Below are 15473 nucleotides of genomic sequence, written 5' to 3' on the forward strand. Positions count from 1 at the left end.
CGCAGGCGCCATGGGGCGGCGCGCGAACCGGGTGAGGGCCCGGGGCGGCTCCGCCGTCCTGCGGACACCCGCCCTGCTCGGCGGCCGCCGTGGGGCCGGCGGCGCAGTCTCGCCGACTCCCTGTCGCACGCCGGTCCCAGGCGGGAGACTGGTGCCTCAGGCGGCCGGATGCCGGACCGGCCGAAAGGGCAGGGACCGAGGGGGACTCATGGGGATGCGGGACAGCCACCGGGCGGAAGCCGAACGGCTGTTGGCACGGGCCGTGGAGGAAGAGGTGCGCCGCTCCGGCGGCCGGACCGACCCCGGCACGCTGATGGCACGCGGCCGCGCCGCGCTCGACTCGCTGGCGGCCGGGGCGGGCGAGGAGTACGCCACGTACACCCAGGCGCTCGACGCGGAGACGGCCGGACAGCAGCCGCTGGCGCAACGGTTCAACCGGTCCACACTCGGAACGCCGTTACTCGTCACGGGAGTTGCCGCAGCGGCAGCCTTCGGGGCGGACGTGGCGCTGGGTACGGCCTCCGGGCTGGCGCTCGGCGCGGGCGCCGTCGTCGCGGTCGCCGGAGCCACCGCGACCGTCGCCAAGGTGACCGCCTCGCACTGGCCGGCCGCCTCCCGCCGGGCCGGAGCCCTCGGCCAGCCCGGCGGGACGGAACAGCTGCGGCTGCAGTGGCTGACGGCGCTGGAGGTACGGGGCATCCGCCCGTTCATCGACCAGCAGCGGATGCTGACCGCCGCGTCCCGAACCCCGGCGAAGAAGAAGGCCGCAGCGTCCCGCGGCGCGCCCCAGTTGCGCGGCGGAGACCGCAGCGCGGCCGCGCGCATGCGCGCGCTCCTCGATCAGTCGTTCAGCCATCTGCCCGCTTCCGAGGGCGGGTTCGCCGGCCGGCGCGCCGAGCTGGCCCGGATCTCCCAGTGGGTGCACGCGGCCCGCGCCTCGACGCAGACGCAGCCGACCGTCGTCGTCCTGCACGGACCGCCGGGGTCCGGGCGCACCACCCTGGCCGTGCGGGCGGCGCACAGTCTGAAGGACCAGTTCCGGGGCGCGTGCGTGGTGGACCTGCGCGGCGGCGCCGACGACGAGCCGCCGCTGCCGACCCGGGACGCGCTGCTGCATCTGCTGAACCGGCTCGGCGCCCCCCGCGAGCAGCTGCTCTTCCGCGACAGCTCCTCCGCCGAGCAGCAGGTGCGCCGGCTCAGCGAGCTGTACCACCAGCACCTGACCGGCACCCCGGTGACGGTCGTGCTCGACGACGCGAGCGATGCCGAGCAGGTCCGCACCCTGATACCGGAGCGTTCGGACAGCCTCGTCCTGGTCACCGCCCGTGAACCGCTCGATCTCCCGGAGTCCCTGCCGGCCCGGGTCCATCAGCTGGAGGTCGGGCCACTGGACCCGGCGGGCGCGGAGGAGCTGCTGCGGGAGGTCTCCCAGGAGGACGGGGAGGCGCCGTACGACTATCCGGCGGGCGAGGCGATCACCGAGCTGTGCGGCGGGCTGCCGCTGGCGCTCCGGGTCGCGGGCTCCTCGCTCGGGGCGCGTACCCCGAGCACGCTGGCGGCCGACCTCGCCGCGTACGGGCCGGTCCCGCCGGTCGAGCGGGCCCTGTGGCTGCGCTACACCGACCAGTCCGAGCAGGCGCGGCGGCTGCTGCGCCGGCTCGCGCTGGCCGGTCGTGCCAGCCTCGGCGCCGCGGCGGCCGCCGCGCTGCTGGCAGCCGACGAGCAGGAGGCCGGACGGCTGCTGACCGCCCTGTCGCAGGCCGGGCTCCTGGACCATGTGCGGGGCTCGCGCTACCGGCTGCACGATCTCGTACGGGGCTTCGCCCTGGCCCGGCTGAACGACGAGGAGGAGGCCGCGGACCGCACGGCCGCGCAGGAGCGGCTCATCGCGAACTACGCGGAGCTGGCGGGCGCGGTCATCCGGATGGTCGACGGCAAGATGTCCACCCGGGCCGGGCAGTTCGGACCGCACGGGTTCGGCTCGCTCGACGCGGCGCTGCGCTGGCTGGACGACGAGTCGAGCTTCATCACGTCCGCGCTGCGGCACAGCGAGGGCGTCGACCAGGGCGCGGTGCTCGATCTCCTTGGCGCGCTGTGCGACTACTGCCTGCTGCGCGGCGACCTCTACCGGCTGGGCGAGATCAGCGAGTTGACGCAGGCCGTCGACCAGGGGCTGCTGGAGCGTTCGGTGCAGTGGCGGACCGGGATCGCGGCCCGTCAGCTCGGCGAGCTGGACAAGGCCCGCACCACGCTGTCGTCCGTCGTCGGCCTGTACCGCGAGGCGCGGAACGACTCCGGTACGGCACTGGCGCTCTGCTCGCTCGGCATCACCCTGCACCACCAGGGCAACCTGACGGAGGCGGCGGAGCGGCTGCGCGAGGCGATCGGGCTGCAGTCGTCGGCGGCCCAGGCGGAGGACCGGGCCTGGTCGCTGCACGCGCTGGCCGCGGTGGAGCGCGACCGGGCCCGTCTGGCCGAGGCGCTGGAGCTTCTGGACACCGCGCTGGTCCTGCACCGCGAGGGCGAGTCGCTGCACGGGGAGGCGTGGACGCAGTTCCAGCTGGGTCAGGTGCGCCTGCGGGCGGGCGATGTGGAGCGGGCCGAGACCGCGCTGCGTACGGCCCTGGATCTGTACGGGCGGACCCGGGACGAGCGGGGCGAGGCGTGGGCGATGACCCAGCTGGCCCGGGCCCGGCTGATGGACGGCGATGCGGCCCCCGCGGTCGAGCAGCTGAACGCGGCCCTGGCCCGTCACCGCGACAGCGAGGACGCCCGGGGCGAGGCGTGGACGCTCTACTACCTGGGCCAGGCCCTGGAGGAGGCCGGCGAGACCGATCAGGCGGTACGGCAGCTGGAGCGGGCCCGCACTATGTTCTCCCGGATGCGCGACGTGTACGGGCTGGCGTGCGCCCGCCACCACTCGGGGCGCGTCACCCGCGACCAGCGGGCGGCCCAGACGGGCAACCTGCGCAATTCGGGGTTCGCCCGCCAGCTGCTGGTCGACGCGCGGGCCGACTTCCGCCGCATCGGGGTCGCGCACGGGGAGGCCTGGACGGCTCTGGAACTGGCCCTGATCGACGCGGGCAACCAGCGCGCCCCGCAGGCCCTGGAGCTGTGCGGCGAGGCGGCCGCGCTGTTCGACTCGTACGGCGACGCGCGGGGCGCGGACTGGGCCCGCTTCCTGCGCTGCACGCTGCTGCCGTACGCCTCGCCGGGCGGCATCGAGGTGGGCACGGTGGTGGCCCAGCAGGAACTGGCCGACCTGACCGGGGCCGGTCATCCCACCCGGGACGCCAAGCTGGAGGACTGCGCGGAGGCGTTCCGGGTGGTCCTGAACCGGGGCGTGGACCTGGAGGACGGCTGGCAGGCGTGGCGCCTGGGTCTGATCCCGACCCGTCATGCCCGCGAAATCATGGGAGTGCCGATCCCGACGGCCCCATGACCGGGCCCGCCGGCTCCCTCGGTCACCGCCCGGCCCCGTCAGGCCCGCCGGGCGGTTGAGGGCACCTCCCGGCCCCAGCCCGGCACCGCTCCAGCCTGCCCGGCGTTCGAGGGCATCGCTCAAGTCCGCCCGGCGCTCCAGGACGGAACCGGCCCGCAGGGGGCGGGGCGCCACCGGTCATCCCGGTCCGCTCCGCCCCCGCACTACTTCCGCTTCGCGGAACCCGAGGACGCCCCGGACTCCACCCGCTCCGCCGCAGCCGGGTCCGGCGTCTCCTCGAAGTCGACCTTCCCCATGTGCCGGTTCATGGACTTCATCAGCAGCCACACGCCCACGGCGAGCGCGGCGAAGACGATGAAGCCGAGGACCCCGGGGGTCACCTTGTTCTTGTCGAGTTCCTCGGCGAGCGGGACGAGGTGCGTCAGTGCCTGAGTCGCGTACATATCAGGCATTGTCGCGGATGCCCGCGAAGAGGTCGCTCTCGGGGAGGGAGGTATCGACGAGAGACTTCGCCAGCTCGTACTCCTCGGTCGGCCAGACCTCCCGCTGGATGTCCATCGGAACGCGGAACCAGCCGCCGTCCGGGTCGATCTGCGTCGCGTGCGCGATCAGCGCCTTGTCGCGGATCTCATAGAAGTCCGCGCACGGAACGTGCGTGGTCAGCGTGCGTTCGGCGCGCTCGAACTCCTTCCAGCGCTCCAGCCAGTCCCCGTACGGCGACTCCAGGCCCCGCGCCAGCAGCGCCTCGTGCAGCGCGACCGTGCGCGGCTTGTTGAAGCCCTGGTTGTAGTAGAGCTTCTGCGGCGTCCAGGCGGGACCGAACTCCGCCTCGGGGAACTTCTCGGTGTCCGCCGCTCCCTCGAAGGCGATCATCGAGATGGTGTGGGTCATGATGTGGTCGGGGTGCGGGTAGCCCCCGTTCTCGTCGTACGTGGTGATGACCTGCGGCCGGAAGGCGCGGATCTTCGCGACGAGGCGTCCCGCCGCCACGGTCTCGTCCTCCAGCGCGAAGCAGCCCTCGGGCAGCGGCGGCAGCGGGTCGCCCTCGGGCAGGCCCGAGTCGACGAAGCCGAGCCACTCCTGCTTGACGCCCAGGATCTCCCGGGCCTCGTCCATCTCCTTCTTGCGTACCTCGTGGATGTGCTCCTCGATGTACGCGTCCCCCTGGAGTTTCGGGTTGAGGATGGAGCCGCGCTCGCCTCCCGTGCAGGTCACGACCAGCACGTCCACCCCCTCGGACACATACTTGGCCATGGTGGCCGCGCCCTTGCTCGACTCGTCGTCGGGGTGGGCGTGTACGGCCATCAGTCGAAGCTGCTCAGTCAAGACTCGATCCTCAGTGATTGGTCGCGAAGTGCAACTTCTATAGTGACCGAACCGGGGGGTGGAAAATTCCTCGATACCCGGTACGGGAGGAACGATCATGACGGCGGTGCGCGAGGCGCTTCCCGAGAACCGCTACGGCCGCTCCGCGGACCAGCGCGCGGACCGCAAGCTCAAGATCATCGGCTCCGTGCTGGGCGTCGCCCTGCTGGGCGTGGTCGGCTGGATCGGCTTCGGGTACGTGAACGGCCAGGGCCTCAGCGCCGAGATGATCAAGTTCAAGGTCGCCTCGGACGACCACGTCGAGGTGCACCTGGAAGTCCGCAAGGACCGGGACGCCAAGGGCTACTGCACGCTCCGCTCGCTGAGCGAGGACGGCATGGAGGTCGCCCGCAAGGACTTCCGCTTCGACGAGCCGTCCGACCGCATCGACCAGGTCCTCACCCTGCGTACGACGTCCAGGGCGACCGCCGTCGAGCTCCTGGGGTGCACGGATGACGGCGGTGCGTAGCCTTGACCGCCGCACGGGTGACCTGAGCGACTCCTGACGCGTCTGACCTGCGGTTCAACACTCCCAGCCGTTTACCTCCTCCCCCTTTCCCCGGCGAATTGTTAGGCTCGTGGTTTCGCCCACCCGTGGAAGCGCATGCTTCGGGGTAGGGCGATGCTTTGTATTCCCAGTACCGACGAGGAGCACCCTGTGACCCAGACCAGCGAAAACGTCACCTGGCTCACGCCGGAGGCGTACAACCAGCTCAAGGCCGAGCTGGAGTATCTGTCTGGTCCCGCGCGCACGGAGATCGCCGTCAAGATCGCGGCGGCCCGTGAGGAGGGCGACCTGCGCGAGAACGGCGGGTACCACGCGGCCAAGGAGGAGCAGGGCAAGATGGAGCTCCGGGTGCGCCAGCTGACCCAGCTCCTGGAGCACGCGAAGGTCGGCGAGGCACCGGCCGACGACGGCGTGGTCGAGCCCGGCATGGTCGTGACGATCGCGTTCGACGGCGATGACGACGACACGACGACCTTCCTTCTCGCCTCCCGCGAGTACGCGAGCTCGGACATCGAGACGTACTCCCCGCAGTCCCCGCTCGGCGTGGGCGTGAACGGCAAGCGGATGGGCGAGAGCGCCGAGTACGAGCTCCCGAACGGCAAGACCGCCACCGTGAAGATCCTCTCGGCGAAGCCGTACTCCGGCTGATCCGCACCCTCCGTGAGAGAGCCCCGGCCGCATGCGGCCGGGGCTCTTGCTGTTGCCCGGACGGCGACCGGCGCTCAGACGGCCACCGAGCGGTACTTGCGCACGGCCAGGGTCCGGAAGACCACAATGATCACTACGGACCAGATCAGCGAGGCCCAGACGGGGTGCTGCATCGGCCAGGCGTCGGACGTCGAGACGCCGGGGTTCCCGAAGAGCACCCGGCACGCCTGAACGGTCGCGCTGAAGGGGTTCCAGTCGGCGATGGGCTGGAGCCAGCCCGCCATCTGGCTGGAGTCCACGAAGGCGTTGGAGATGAACGTCACCGGGAACAGCCAGATCAGCCCGCCCGAGGTGGCCGCCTCGGGAGTGCGGACGGACAGGCCGATCAGCGCGCCGATCCAGGAGAAGGCGTATCCGAGGAGCAGGAGCAGCCCGAACGCGCCCAGCGCCTTGGGCACGCCCTCGTGGATGCGCCAGCCGACGAGCAGCGCGACGATCGTGAGCACCAGCACGGTGAACATGGTCTGCACGAGGTCGGCCAGCGTACGGCCGGTGAGGACCGCGCCGCGGGCCATGGGCAGCGAGCGGAACCGGTCGACAAGCCCCTTGTGCATGTCGTCGGCGATCCCGGCGCCCGCCCCTGCCGTCGCGAAGGTGACGGTCTGCGCGAAGATCCCGGCCATCAGGAAGTTCCGGTAGACGACGGGGTCCGTCGAGCCACCGATGTTCATGGAGCCGCCGAACACGTAGCTGAACAGCACCACGAACATGATGGGCTGGATAAGCCCGAAAAGTACCACTTCGGGAATCCGGGTCATACGAATCAGGTTCCGCCGGGCCATGACCAGCGAATCGCGGGCGGACTGACCGATCCCGCCGGCGCCCCGGGGCGCGCGGCCTGCTGTCGTCCCGGCAACGGCACTCACTTCGCCACCTCCGTCCGGGCGGCGTCCGCCTCGTCCGTTCCGTTGTCGTCGCTCTTGTCCTGCTCGGCCGCGTGGCCGGTGAGGGAGATGAACACATCGTCGAGGGTGGGGCGGCGCATCCCGATGTCGTCGATCTCCACGCCGCGGGCGTCGAGGTCACGGATGACCTCGGCGAGGAGCTTGGCGCCGCCGTCGACCGGGACGGTCAGCTTGCGCATGTGCGGGACGACGGCGACCTCACCCTTGCCCAGGTGGGCGAGGACGTCCCGGGCCGGGCCGATCTGATCCGGCTGCTGGACGACGACCTCGACACGTTCGCCGCCGGTGCGGGCCTTGAGCTGGTCGGAGGTGCCGCGGGCGATGACGAGACCGTGGTCGATCACGCAGATGTCGTGGGCGAGGCGGTCCGCCTCCTCCAGGTACTGCGTGGTCAGCAGCAGCGTCGTGCCGCCGGCGACGAGCTCCTCGATGACCTCCCAGAGCTGCTGCCGGTTGCGCGGGTCGAGTCCGGTGGTGGGCTCGTCCATGAACATGACCGGCGGGGAGACGACGAGCGCCGCCGCGAGGTCGAGCCGCCGCCGCATGCCGCCGGAGTAGGTCTTGGCGGTACGGTCGGCCGCGTCGGCGAGGTTGAACCGCTCCAGCAGTTCCCCGGCCCGGGCCTTCGCGGCGCGGGAGGACATCTGGTAGAGCTGGCCGACCATGTGCAGGTTCTCGCGGCCGGTCAGGTACTCGTCGACGGCGGCGAACTGGCCGGAGAGCCCGATCGAGCGCCGCACGTCGTTGGGATTCTTCAGCACGTCGATGCCCGCGACGAAGGCGCTGCCGCTGTCGGGCCTGAGCAACGTGGTGAGAACGCGTACGGCGGTCGTCTTGCCGGCTCCGTTGGGGCCGAGAAGTCCGAGGACGGTGCCTTGCGGTACGTCGAGGTCGACGCCGCCGAGTGCGGTGACGTCACCGAAGGTCTTCACCAGACCTTCGGCGTGGATCGCGCCTGGCATACGGGATTCCCCCAGTGCAGTGCGTTCGGGTGACTTCCTCACAGATCCTAGATTTGCCCGGGTTTCCGCGCCCGGTGAACACACGAGAGGACCGTGCGTGCAACCGGGCCGGGCGCACGCAAGGTATCGCGATACATCGCGACTGACAAGAGGTCAGCCCACCACCAGATAGCCCGCCCCGCGCAGGGCCGCGGCGACCTCCTCGCAGTGCTCCGGCCCCTTGGTCTCCAGATGGAGCTCCACCTCGGCCTCGGTGAGGCCGAGCCTGGGATCGGTACGCACATGGCTGACGTCGAGCACGTTGGCATCGGCCACCGTGAGCACACCCAGCATGGTGGCCAGCGCGCCGGGGCGGTCCGTCAGACGCAGCCGCAGGCTGAGATAGCGGCCGGCCGCCGACATGCCGTGGGTCAGGATGCGCTGCATCAGCAGCGGGTCCACGTTGCCGCCGGACAGCACCGCCACCACCGGCCCGCGGAACGACCCGGGGTCGCCGAGCAGTGCGGCCACCGGGCTCGCGCCGGCCGGTTCGACGACCATCTTCGCCCGCTCCAGGCAGAGCAGCAGGGCGCTGGACAGCTCGTCCTCGGAGACCGTGCGGACTTCGTCGACCAACTCCCGGACCAGGCCGAACGGCACGTCGCCGGGGCGTCCGACCTTGATGCCGTCGGCCATCGTCTGGAGCGTGCCGATCGAGACGGGGTGGCCGGCGGCGAGCGACGGCGGGTAGCAGGCCGCGCCGGCCGCCTGCACACCGACGATCCGCACGTCGGGCCGGACCGCCTTCACCGCCACGGCGATTCCGGCCGCGAGACCGCCGCCGCCGATGCCGACGACGATCGTGCGCACCTCGGGGCACTGGTCCAGGATCTCCAGGCCCACCGTGCCCTGGCCCGCGATGATGTCCGGGTGGTCGAAGGGGTGGATGAAGACCGCACCGGTCTCCCGCGCGTACTCCTGCGCCGCGGCGAGCGTCTCGTCGACGACGTGGCCGTGCAGCCGCACCTGCGCTCCGTACTCACGGGTCGCGGCGATCTTGGGCAGCGGTGCGCCGACCGGCATGAAGACCGTTGAGCGTACGCCGAGGAGCGCAGACGCGAGCGCTACACCCTGCGCATGGTTTCCGGCACTCGCGGCGACGACACCGGCGGCGCGTTCGACCGGGGTGAGTCCCGAGATCCGTACGTACGCGCCCCGCAGTTTGAACGAGCCGGTCCGCTGCAGGTTCTCGCACTTGAACTGGACGGGTGCGCCCACCAGCGCCGACAGATGGCGGCTTCCCTCGAGCGGGGTGACCCGGGAGACGCCGGAGAGCATCTTCTGCGCCCCCCTGACGTCATCGAGGATCAGCGGGGGAAAACGGCCGGGCGGCGGGAAGTTCATACCGCAAGTCTTGCAGCTGAAAGCGGGTTCGGCGGCCGCCGGGCATCCCCTCCTGCGCCGATGTCCGCAGGTTTGTGCGGCACTGGTACGCGTTGCCCCGGGGCCGCGTACTCTGTCCCCCACCCATCCGACACCGCACGAAGAGAGCTCCCGGCCATGCCCCCTCAGGACATGACGACTGCCGCGTCTCCTTCCGGGGGCGCAGCCCCGGAGAACCCGGGTCACGACCACCTTCTCGACGCTCTGCAGCACCAGGTGGCGGTCTTCGCCCGGCGTGCCGAGCAGACCCGCCTCGGCGGCGTCGGTCAGGTGCGCAACTCCATGGACCGGGCCGCGTATCTGCTGCTCAACCGGCTGGACCGGGAAGGCCCCATGGGCGTCAAGGCGCTGGCCGCGGGGATGGGGATCGACTCCTCGACCGTGACCCGGCAGGTCGCCCCGCTCGTGGACACCGGTCTGGTCAAGCGCACCTCGCACCCGGAGGACGGACGTGCGGTCGTGCTCCAGCTGTCGCCGCGCGGGCAGGCCCGGCTGGACGAGGTGCGGCTCTCGCGGCGCGAGTTGATGTCCCAGGTGACGGACGAGTGGTCCGAGGACGAACGGGACACGTTCTGCGCGCTGCTCACCCGCTTCAACGCGGCCCTCGCCGCGCGGCAGGCCGCGCACCAGGCACCGTCTGCGGGATAGCCCGGGCCGCCGGGCTCCCGGGGGTTGACCCGGGGCCCGCGGAGCGCTCCGATTGACCTCGTGCGACAGCGTCACGCGGACCGACAGCGGCGCCGCGCCCAGGAGTTCGAGGCCTTCGTGGCAGGCGCGGCGGGCCGGCTGCTGCACGTCGCGGCGCTCCTCACGGCCGAGCCGGTGGACCCGGCCGGGGCCTGCGAGCGCGCGCAGCGGCTTCTGACGGCCGCGCTGGCCCGGACGTACGCGGACTGGGACCAGCTGCACGGCGAGGATCCCTACGTCCGTACCCGGCAGGATCTGTCTGTCCGGTTCGCCCGTCAGGCGTGGCGGCACCGCCGTCCGCGCGGCGGGCTGCTGGACCGGCTGACCCCGCAGGAGCGGCTGGTTCTGGTACTGCGCCTGTACGAAGGCGTCCCGGAGGAGCAGGCGTCGGCGCTGCTCGGGATCGCGGTGGAACGGATCCGTTCGGTGTGCGACCGCTCGGTGGCCACGATGCGCGGCACCCGGAGCCCGACGGCGCGATGGGGTCGTACCCGGCAGCAGCTGCGGGCCGCGCCGTGAGCGGTGTCCGGCGCAACGAGGACGAGGTCCGGCGGATGCTGGACGCCTCCCGTCCGCAGGTGCCCGTGGACCTGGCGGCGCGGGCGGCACGGCGCGGCGCCCGGCTGGTGCGCCGCCGGCGGGTGCTGCGCCGGCTGTGGCTGGTGGCGGCGGGAGCGGTGGTCGTGGCGTTCACGGTCTGGGCCGTGATGGTCCAGCCCTGGCAGGCGCCGCCCGCCGGCACGACACCGCCGTTGGACGGCTGGTAGGGCGGCGGACCCGGAATGCGCGGGACGGCTCGCCTACGCTCGCTCACGAGCCTGGAAAGAAATCCGGCCGGGGATGTCGAGAACCCGTGACCGGCTCCGTCCCCGGGGTGAACGCGACCGGAACGGGTCGCACGAGACCAAGGAGAACCGTCATGGCCAAGTACCTGCTGCTGAAGCACTACCGCGGCGCCCCGGCCCCGGTCAACGACGTCAGCATGGACCAGTGGACGCCGGAGGAGATCTCGGCCCACATGCAGTACATGCACGACTTCGCGGCCCGCCTGGAGAAGACCGGCGAATACGTCGACGGTCAGGCGCTCGCCCCCGAAGGTGCGTGGGTCCGCTACGACGGGGAGGGACGCCCGCCGGTCACCGACGGGCCGTTCGCCGAGACGAAGGACCTGATCGCCGGCTGGATGATCATCGATGTCGACAGCTACGAGCGTGCTGTCGAGCTGACCGGGGAGCTGTCGGCCGCCCCCGGCGCGGGCGGCAAGCCGATCCACGAGTGGCTGGAGCTGCGCCCGTTCCTGACCGAGGTCCCCACCATCACGGAGTAGCTCTCGGATGAACCGGATCGACGAGGTACTGCTCAGGACCCTCACCCCGGGCGTGCTCACCGTCCTCGTCCGCCGCGGAGCCGACTTCGCGGCGGCCGAGGACGCGGTGCAGGACGCCCTGGTCGAGGCGCTCCGGGTCTGGGAGGCCGGCCCGCCGCGGGATGCCAAGGGCTGGCTGATCACCGTGGCCTGGCGCAAGTTCCTCGACGCGAAGCGCGCCGACACCGCGCGCCGTCGCCGTGAGGACCGGGTCGAGGAGGAGCCGGTGCCCGGGCCGGCGCCCGCGGGGGACGACACGCTCCAGCTGTACTTCCTGTGCGCCCATCCGTCGCTGACCCCGGCGTCGGCGGTCGCACTCACGCTGCGAGCGGTCGGCGGGCTCACCACCCGCCAGATCGCCGCCGCCTACCTGGTGCCCGAGGCGACCATGGCGCAGCGGATCAGCCGGGCCAAACGCACCGTGTCCGGGGTGCGGTTCGACCGGCCCGGCGACGTCGCCACCGTGCTGCGCGTCCTCTACCTGGTCTTCAACGAGGGCTACTCCGGCGATGTCGACCTGGCCGCCGAGGCCATCCGCCTCACCCGGCAGCTCGCGGCCGCCGTCGACCATCCCGAGGTGGCGGGGCTGCTCGCCCTCATGCTGCTCCACCACGCCCGGCGTGCCGCCCGGACCGCGTCCGACGGCAGCCTGGTCCCGCTGGCCGAGCAGGACCGCGGCCGGTGGGACACGGCGTCAATCGCCGAGGGTGTCGGGATCCTTCAGGCGGCGCTCGCCCGCGACCGGCTGGGCGAGTTCCAGGCGCAGGCCGCCATCGCGGCGCTCCACGCGGACGCGCCCGCCGCCGAGGAGACCGACTGGGTGCAGATCGTCGAGTGGTACGACGAGCTCGCGCGCCTGACCGGCAGCCCGGTCGTCCGGCTCAACCGCGCGGTCGCGGTCGGGGAGGCCGACGGGCCGCGGGCCGGCCTCGCGGCGCTCGCGGCGCTGGAACCCACGCTCCCCCGCCACACCGCGGTGGCGGCGTACCTCCATGAGCGCGACGGCGACCTGGAGACGGCGGCCCGGCTGTACGCGGAGGCGGCCCACCGGGCCCCGAACCTGGCGGAGCGCGACCACCTGACCCGCCGGGCTGCCCGGCTCAATGCCGGCCGGGGCCGCTGAGAGGTCGCGCGGGACTGCCCGATTTATCCTGGAAGGGCATCGGCCGAGGAGGCTGACATGACCAGGAAGATCGCCGACTGCCGCAAGTATCCGAGCGTGTCGAACTGCTCGCTGACCATCTCCGGCGAGGAAGACGAAGTCGTGCGGGCCGCGACCGAGCACGCGGTCTCCGTCCATGAGCACACCGACAGTCCTGAGCTGCGGGAGCAGGTCAGGGCCTCGTTGGAGGACGAGAAGGTCTCGGTCTGAGCGCGAGCGCAACAGGGGCGGGGCCGGCGGAACCGGCCCCGCCCGAGAACACGTACCGCTCTGCGGCGGAGCCCCGCCCGAGCATGGGGACAGCCGTGCGGCGGGGCCCCGCCCGGGCATGGGGGACAGCTGTGCGGCGGAGCCCCGCCCGGGCAGGGCGGCCGGCCCTTAGCCGAGCGCCTGCGTCAGGTCGGCCAGCAGGTCGTCACCGTTCTCGATGCCGACGGAGAGCCGCACCAGGTCGGCCGGGACCTCCAGGGGGGATCCGGCGGCGGAGGCGTGCGTCATCCGGCCCGGGTGCTCCAGCAGCGACTCGACGCCGCCGAGCGACTCACCGAGCGTGAAGAGCTTCGCGCGGTTGCAGACCTCGACGGCCGCCTCCTCGCCGCCCACGACGCGGAAGGAGACCATCCCGCCGAACGCCTTCATCTGCTTGGCGGCGATCTCGTGGCCCTGGTGCTCGGGCAGTCCGGGGTAGAGGACCTGGGTGACCTTGGGGTGGCGGGTCAGCAGGTCGGCGACCCTGGTGGCGTTCTCGCTGTGCCGGTCCATCCGGACGGCGAGGGTCTTGATGCCGCGCAGCACCAGCCAGGCGTCGAACGGCCCGGCGACGGCGCCCATCGCGTTCTGGTGGTACGCCAACTCCTCGGACAGGTCGGGGTCGTTGACGATCAGCGCGCCGCCGACGACGTCCGAGTGGCCGCCCATGTACTTGGTGGTGGAGTGGACCACGACATCGGCGCCGAGGGCCAGGGGCTGCTGGAGGTAGGGACTGGCGAAGGTGTTGTCGACGACCAGCCGTGCGCCGGCGGCGCGGGCGACCCCGGCGACGGCCGCGATGTCGGTGATGCCGAGCAGCGGGTTGGACGGGGTCTCCACCCAGATCGCCTTGGTGCGCGGGGTGATCGCGGCCCGTACCGCCGCCACGTCCGACGTGTCGGCGACCGAGAACTCCACGCCCCAGCGCGAGGCGACCTTCGCGAACAGCCGGAACGTGCCGCCGTAGGCGTCGTTCGGGATGACCACGTGGTCGCCGGGGGTCAGCAGCGTACGGAGCAGGCAGTCCTCGGCGGCGAGGCCGGACGCGAAGGCGAGCCCGCGGCGGCCTCCCTCCAGGGCCGCGAGGTTCTCCTCCAGCGCGGTGCGGGTCGGGTTGGCGCTGCGGCTGTACTCGTAGCCGCCGCGCAGTCCGCCCACGCCGTCCTGCTTGTACGTGGACACCTGGTAAATGGGCGGAACAACGGCGCCGGTAAGGGGATCGGCGGTGTTTCCCGCATGGATCGCGAGAGTCTCGAAGCTGTGCTGGTCGCTCATGGGCCCCGAGCGTAGCCCGCCGCCGAGGCCACTCACGGAGCACCGGGCCGTCCGGTGACAATGGGGGCATGGAGATTCTGTGGTTCCTGCTCGCGCTCTGCATGCTCGCCGCGGTCATCGGCCCCTTCGCGCTGCGCCGTCGCGGTGGTATCCGCCAGGTGGCGCCCGGTTCCCCGGACGCCGCCGACCCGGACACCTACGGCTTCGTGCGTCAGGAGGAGCTGGACATCCGGATGCCGGGCCCCGACCAGGATCTCCTCGACGTGCTCGATGTCGTCCAGCACACCCAGGAGTGGCGGGCGGCGTCCCAGCTGCTGTCCGGTACGCCCAAGGACGGCGAGGTGCGGTGGCAGCGGGTGCAGGCGTTCGCCGGGGCCGCTTCGCTGGAGCTGATGCAGCGGCCGGGCGTCGGCGGGGCGTGGCTGCGCAAGTGGCGGGCCGAGGCGCCCAAGGACGCGGGCGGCGCGGCCGTGCACGCGGAGTTCCTGGTCCAGCAGGCGTGGCGTTCGTCGACGGCCGGTACGGACGACTTCCGGATCATCCTGGAGGAGGCCCGTACGGTGGTCGGCGAGGCGGCCCTGCTGGCGCCGGGCGACCCGGTGCCGTATCTCGTGGAGCTGGCCGTGGCCCGTGGACTGGGCTACTCCCACGAGGAGTTCGACCAGCTCTGGGCGAAGATCATCGACCGGGCGCCGGCCCACATGGGCGCGCACATCGCGGCGCTGCACTTCTGGTGCGAGAAGTGGCACGGATCGCGCGAGGAGGCCGACCGCTTCGCGACCGCCGCGGCGGCCCGCGCCCCGCAGGGCTCGCTGCTGGCCGCGCTGCCGCTGTTCGCGGTGTACGAGCACCTTCCCGAGGTCAATCTGGTGCAGGGGTTCTACCGGAGCCAGGTGGTGACCAGGGCGGTCGAGGGCGCGATGTTCGCGGTCCACGCGGCCCGTGCCGACGATCCGATGCTCGCGCACGTCCGGCATCTCCTGGTGCTGTTCCTGGTCCGGATGGAGCGCTGGTCCGAGGCGATGAACCAGCTGGTCCACATCGACGGGCACGTGGGCGCGCTGCCGTGGACGGAGAACTCCGACCCGGCCGCCGAGTACACCGTGTACCGGGCCTTGGCGGTGGCCGGCTACGAGGCGAACGGCGGCAGCCCGGCGACGCTGCCCCGGTAGCCGGTGTGCGACCGTGGACGCACCCGATACCGCGCAGCAGCGGCCGACCTCACGACAAGGACCGGTGTTCCCGTGGCACGACTGATCCCCCTGATCCTGATCGCTCTCGGCGTGTACTTCTGGCTCAGGGCCCGCAAGCGGGCCGACTCGTTCGCCGAGACCTTCCGGCCCGAGGACGGCACGCCCCGGCGCTGACCGCGGGGGCCGGAATCCGCGGGGCTCCCGGGACGTTGTACGGACAGCACACCGA

General features: G+C 72.1%; 17 protein-coding genes. 11 read left to right on the top strand and 6 right to left on the bottom strand.

From position 1 onward, the window contains the following. Nucleotides 1-208 precede the first annotated feature (208 nt). Nucleotides 209-3442 (top strand): tetratricopeptide repeat protein, encoded by a 3234-nt coding sequence (locus tag ACIQMX_RS02725; protein WP_363075447.1) that lies wholly within the window; start codon nt 209-211, stop codon nt 3440-3442. A gap of 203 nt (nt 3443-3645) precedes the next feature. On the opposite strand, the gene ACIQMX_RS02730 is transcribed toward ACIQMX_RS02725, so the two are convergent. Beyond that, nucleotides 3646-3885 carry a hypothetical protein gene (locus tag ACIQMX_RS02730; RefSeq protein ID WP_402474521.1) on the bottom strand — a complete coding sequence of 80 codons (240 nt, stop codon included), beginning with the start codon at nt 3883-3885 and terminating at the stop codon, nt 3646-3648. Nucleotide 3886: 1 nt separating this feature from the next. After that, nucleotides 3887-4768 carry a mycothiol conjugate amidase Mca gene (mca, locus tag ACIQMX_RS02735; RefSeq protein WP_363075443.1) on the bottom strand — a complete coding sequence of 294 codons (882 nt, stop codon included), beginning with the start codon at nt 4766-4768 and terminating at the stop codon, nt 3887-3889. Nucleotides 4769-4865: 97 nt separating this feature from the next. On the opposite strand from mca, the gene ACIQMX_RS02740 reads away from it, so the two are divergent. Beyond that, on the top strand, nt 4866-5276 hold the full coding sequence (locus tag ACIQMX_RS02740) for a DUF4307 domain-containing protein (protein ID WP_363075441.1): 411 nt from the start codon (nt 4866-4868) through the stop codon (nt 5274-5276). Between the two features lie 189 nt (nt 5277-5465). Continuing rightward, the gene (gene greA / locus ACIQMX_RS02745) at nt 5466-5963 is read left to right on the top strand and encodes a transcription elongation factor GreA (RefSeq protein WP_148020412.1); all 498 of its coding nucleotides are present in this window, start codon (nt 5466-5468) and stop codon (nt 5961-5963) included. 74 nt (nt 5964-6037) lie between these two features. Here the strand turns inward: greA and ACIQMX_RS02750 are convergent, their stop codons facing one another. The 3 genes from ACIQMX_RS02750 to ilvA form a co-directional block, all read right to left on the bottom strand. Beyond that, complete coding sequence (locus ACIQMX_RS02750) at nt 6038-6805, bottom strand: ABC transporter permease (RefSeq protein WP_148022144.1); 768 nt, start codon at nt 6803-6805, stop codon at nt 6038-6040. 80 nt (nt 6806-6885) lie between these two features. Then, a complete protein-coding gene (locus ACIQMX_RS02755) occupies nt 6886-7890 on the bottom strand; it encodes an ATP-binding cassette domain-containing protein (protein ID WP_363075438.1) in 1005 nt (334 codons plus the stop codon). Between the two features lie 153 nt (nt 7891-8043). Next, nucleotides 8044-9273, bottom strand: coding sequence for a threonine ammonia-lyase (ilvA, locus tag ACIQMX_RS02760; RefSeq protein ID WP_363075436.1), 1230 nt, complete (start codon nt 9271-9273; stop codon nt 8044-8046). Nucleotides 9274-9429: 156 nt separating this feature from the next. Here ilvA and ACIQMX_RS02765 point away from each other — a divergent pair, with 156 nt between their 5' ends. From ACIQMX_RS02765 to ACIQMX_RS02790, 6 genes are all read left to right on the top strand, one after another. Beyond that, nucleotides 9430-9960, top strand: a complete 531-nt coding sequence (locus tag ACIQMX_RS02765) for a MarR family transcriptional regulator (protein ID WP_363075434.1) — start codon at nt 9430-9432, stop codon at nt 9958-9960. Nucleotides 9961-10020: 60 nt separating this feature from the next. Next, nucleotides 10021-10518 carry a sigma factor-like helix-turn-helix DNA-binding protein gene (locus tag ACIQMX_RS02770; RefSeq protein ID WP_402474524.1) on the top strand — a complete coding sequence of 166 codons (498 nt, stop codon included), beginning with the start codon at nt 10021-10023 and terminating at the stop codon, nt 10516-10518. Then, nucleotides 10515-10766, top strand: a complete 252-nt coding sequence (locus tag ACIQMX_RS02775) for a hypothetical protein (protein ID WP_363075430.1) — start codon at nt 10515-10517, stop codon at nt 10764-10766. The genes ACIQMX_RS02770 and ACIQMX_RS02775 overlap by 4 nt, the downstream gene beginning before the upstream one ends. Before the next feature lie 152 nt (nt 10767-10918). Then, the gene (locus tag ACIQMX_RS02780) at nt 10919-11326 is read left to right on the top strand and encodes a YciI family protein (protein WP_402474527.1); all 408 of its coding nucleotides are present in this window, start codon (nt 10919-10921) and stop codon (nt 11324-11326) included. Nucleotides 11327-11342: 16 nt separating this feature from the next. Further along, nucleotides 11343-12488 (top strand): DUF6596 domain-containing protein, encoded by a 1146-nt coding sequence (locus ACIQMX_RS02785; RefSeq protein WP_363075583.1) that lies wholly within the window; start codon nt 11343-11345, stop codon nt 12486-12488. A gap of 57 nt (nt 12489-12545) precedes the next feature. Further along, entirely contained in the window at nt 12546-12737 is a 192-nt protein-coding gene (locus ACIQMX_RS02790) for a DUF1059 domain-containing protein (RefSeq protein ID WP_266782074.1), read from the top strand. A gap of 168 nt (nt 12738-12905) precedes the next feature. Here the strand turns inward: ACIQMX_RS02790 and ACIQMX_RS02795 are convergent, their stop codons facing one another. Continuing rightward, nucleotides 12906-14051 carry a cystathionine gamma-synthase gene (locus ACIQMX_RS02795; protein ID WP_363075426.1) on the bottom strand — a complete coding sequence of 382 codons (1146 nt, stop codon included), beginning with the start codon at nt 14049-14051 and terminating at the stop codon, nt 12906-12908. Between the two features lie 68 nt (nt 14052-14119). On the opposite strand from ACIQMX_RS02795, the gene ACIQMX_RS02800 reads away from it, so the two are divergent. Both ACIQMX_RS02800 and ACIQMX_RS02805 read left to right on the top strand, forming a co-directional pair. Next, complete coding sequence (locus tag ACIQMX_RS02800; RefSeq protein ID WP_363075424.1) at nt 14120-15223, top strand: hypothetical protein; 1104 nt, start codon at nt 14120-14122, stop codon at nt 15221-15223. 72 nt (nt 15224-15295) lie between these two features. Beyond that, the gene (locus tag ACIQMX_RS02805) at nt 15296-15418 is read left to right on the top strand and encodes a hypothetical protein (RefSeq protein ID WP_363075422.1); all 123 of its coding nucleotides are present in this window, start codon (nt 15296-15298) and stop codon (nt 15416-15418) included. The last annotated feature ends 55 nt before the right edge of the window (nt 15419-15473 follow it).

The organism is Streptomyces sp. NPDC091416 (assembly GCF_044756845.1).
Lineage (GTDB): Bacteria > Actinomycetota > Actinomycetes > Streptomycetales > Streptomycetaceae > Streptomyces.

Excerpts from the sequence above, each read along its gene's own strand:
- ACIQMX_RS02725 (WP_363075447.1), top strand. The coding sequence starts at position 209 with ATGGGGATGCGGGACAGCCACCGGGCGGAAGCCGAACGGCTGTTGGCA.
- ACIQMX_RS02730 (WP_402474521.1), bottom strand. The coding sequence starts at position 3,885 with ATGTACGCGACTCAGGCACTGACGCACCTCGTCCCGCTCGCCGAGGAA.
- ACIQMX_RS02740 (WP_363075441.1), top strand. The coding sequence starts at position 4,866 with ATGACGGCGGTGCGCGAGGCGCTTCCCGAGAACCGCTACGGCCGCTCC.
- ACIQMX_RS02750 (WP_148022144.1), bottom strand. The coding sequence starts at position 6,805 with ATGGCCCGGCGGAACCTGATTCGTATGACCCGGATTCCCGAAGTGGTA.
- ACIQMX_RS02755 (WP_363075438.1), bottom strand. The coding sequence starts at position 7,890 with ATGCCAGGCGCGATCCACGCCGAAGGTCTGGTGAAGACCTTCGGTGAC.
- ilvA (WP_363075436.1), bottom strand. The coding sequence starts at position 9,273 with ATGAACTTCCCGCCGCCCGGCCGTTTTCCCCCGCTGATCCTCGATGAC.
- ACIQMX_RS02765 (WP_363075434.1), top strand. The coding sequence starts at position 9,430 with ATGCCCCCTCAGGACATGACGACTGCCGCGTCTCCTTCCGGGGGCGCA.
- ACIQMX_RS02780 (WP_402474527.1), top strand. The coding sequence starts at position 10,919 with ATGGCCAAGTACCTGCTGCTGAAGCACTACCGCGGCGCCCCGGCCCCG.
- ACIQMX_RS02790 (WP_266782074.1), top strand. The coding sequence starts at position 12,546 with ATGACCAGGAAGATCGCCGACTGCCGCAAGTATCCGAGCGTGTCGAAC.
- ACIQMX_RS02795 (WP_363075426.1), bottom strand. The coding sequence starts at position 14,051 with ATGAGCGACCAGCACAGCTTCGAGACTCTCGCGATCCATGCGGGAAAC.
- ACIQMX_RS02800 (WP_363075424.1), top strand. The coding sequence starts at position 14,120 with ATGGAGATTCTGTGGTTCCTGCTCGCGCTCTGCATGCTCGCCGCGGTC.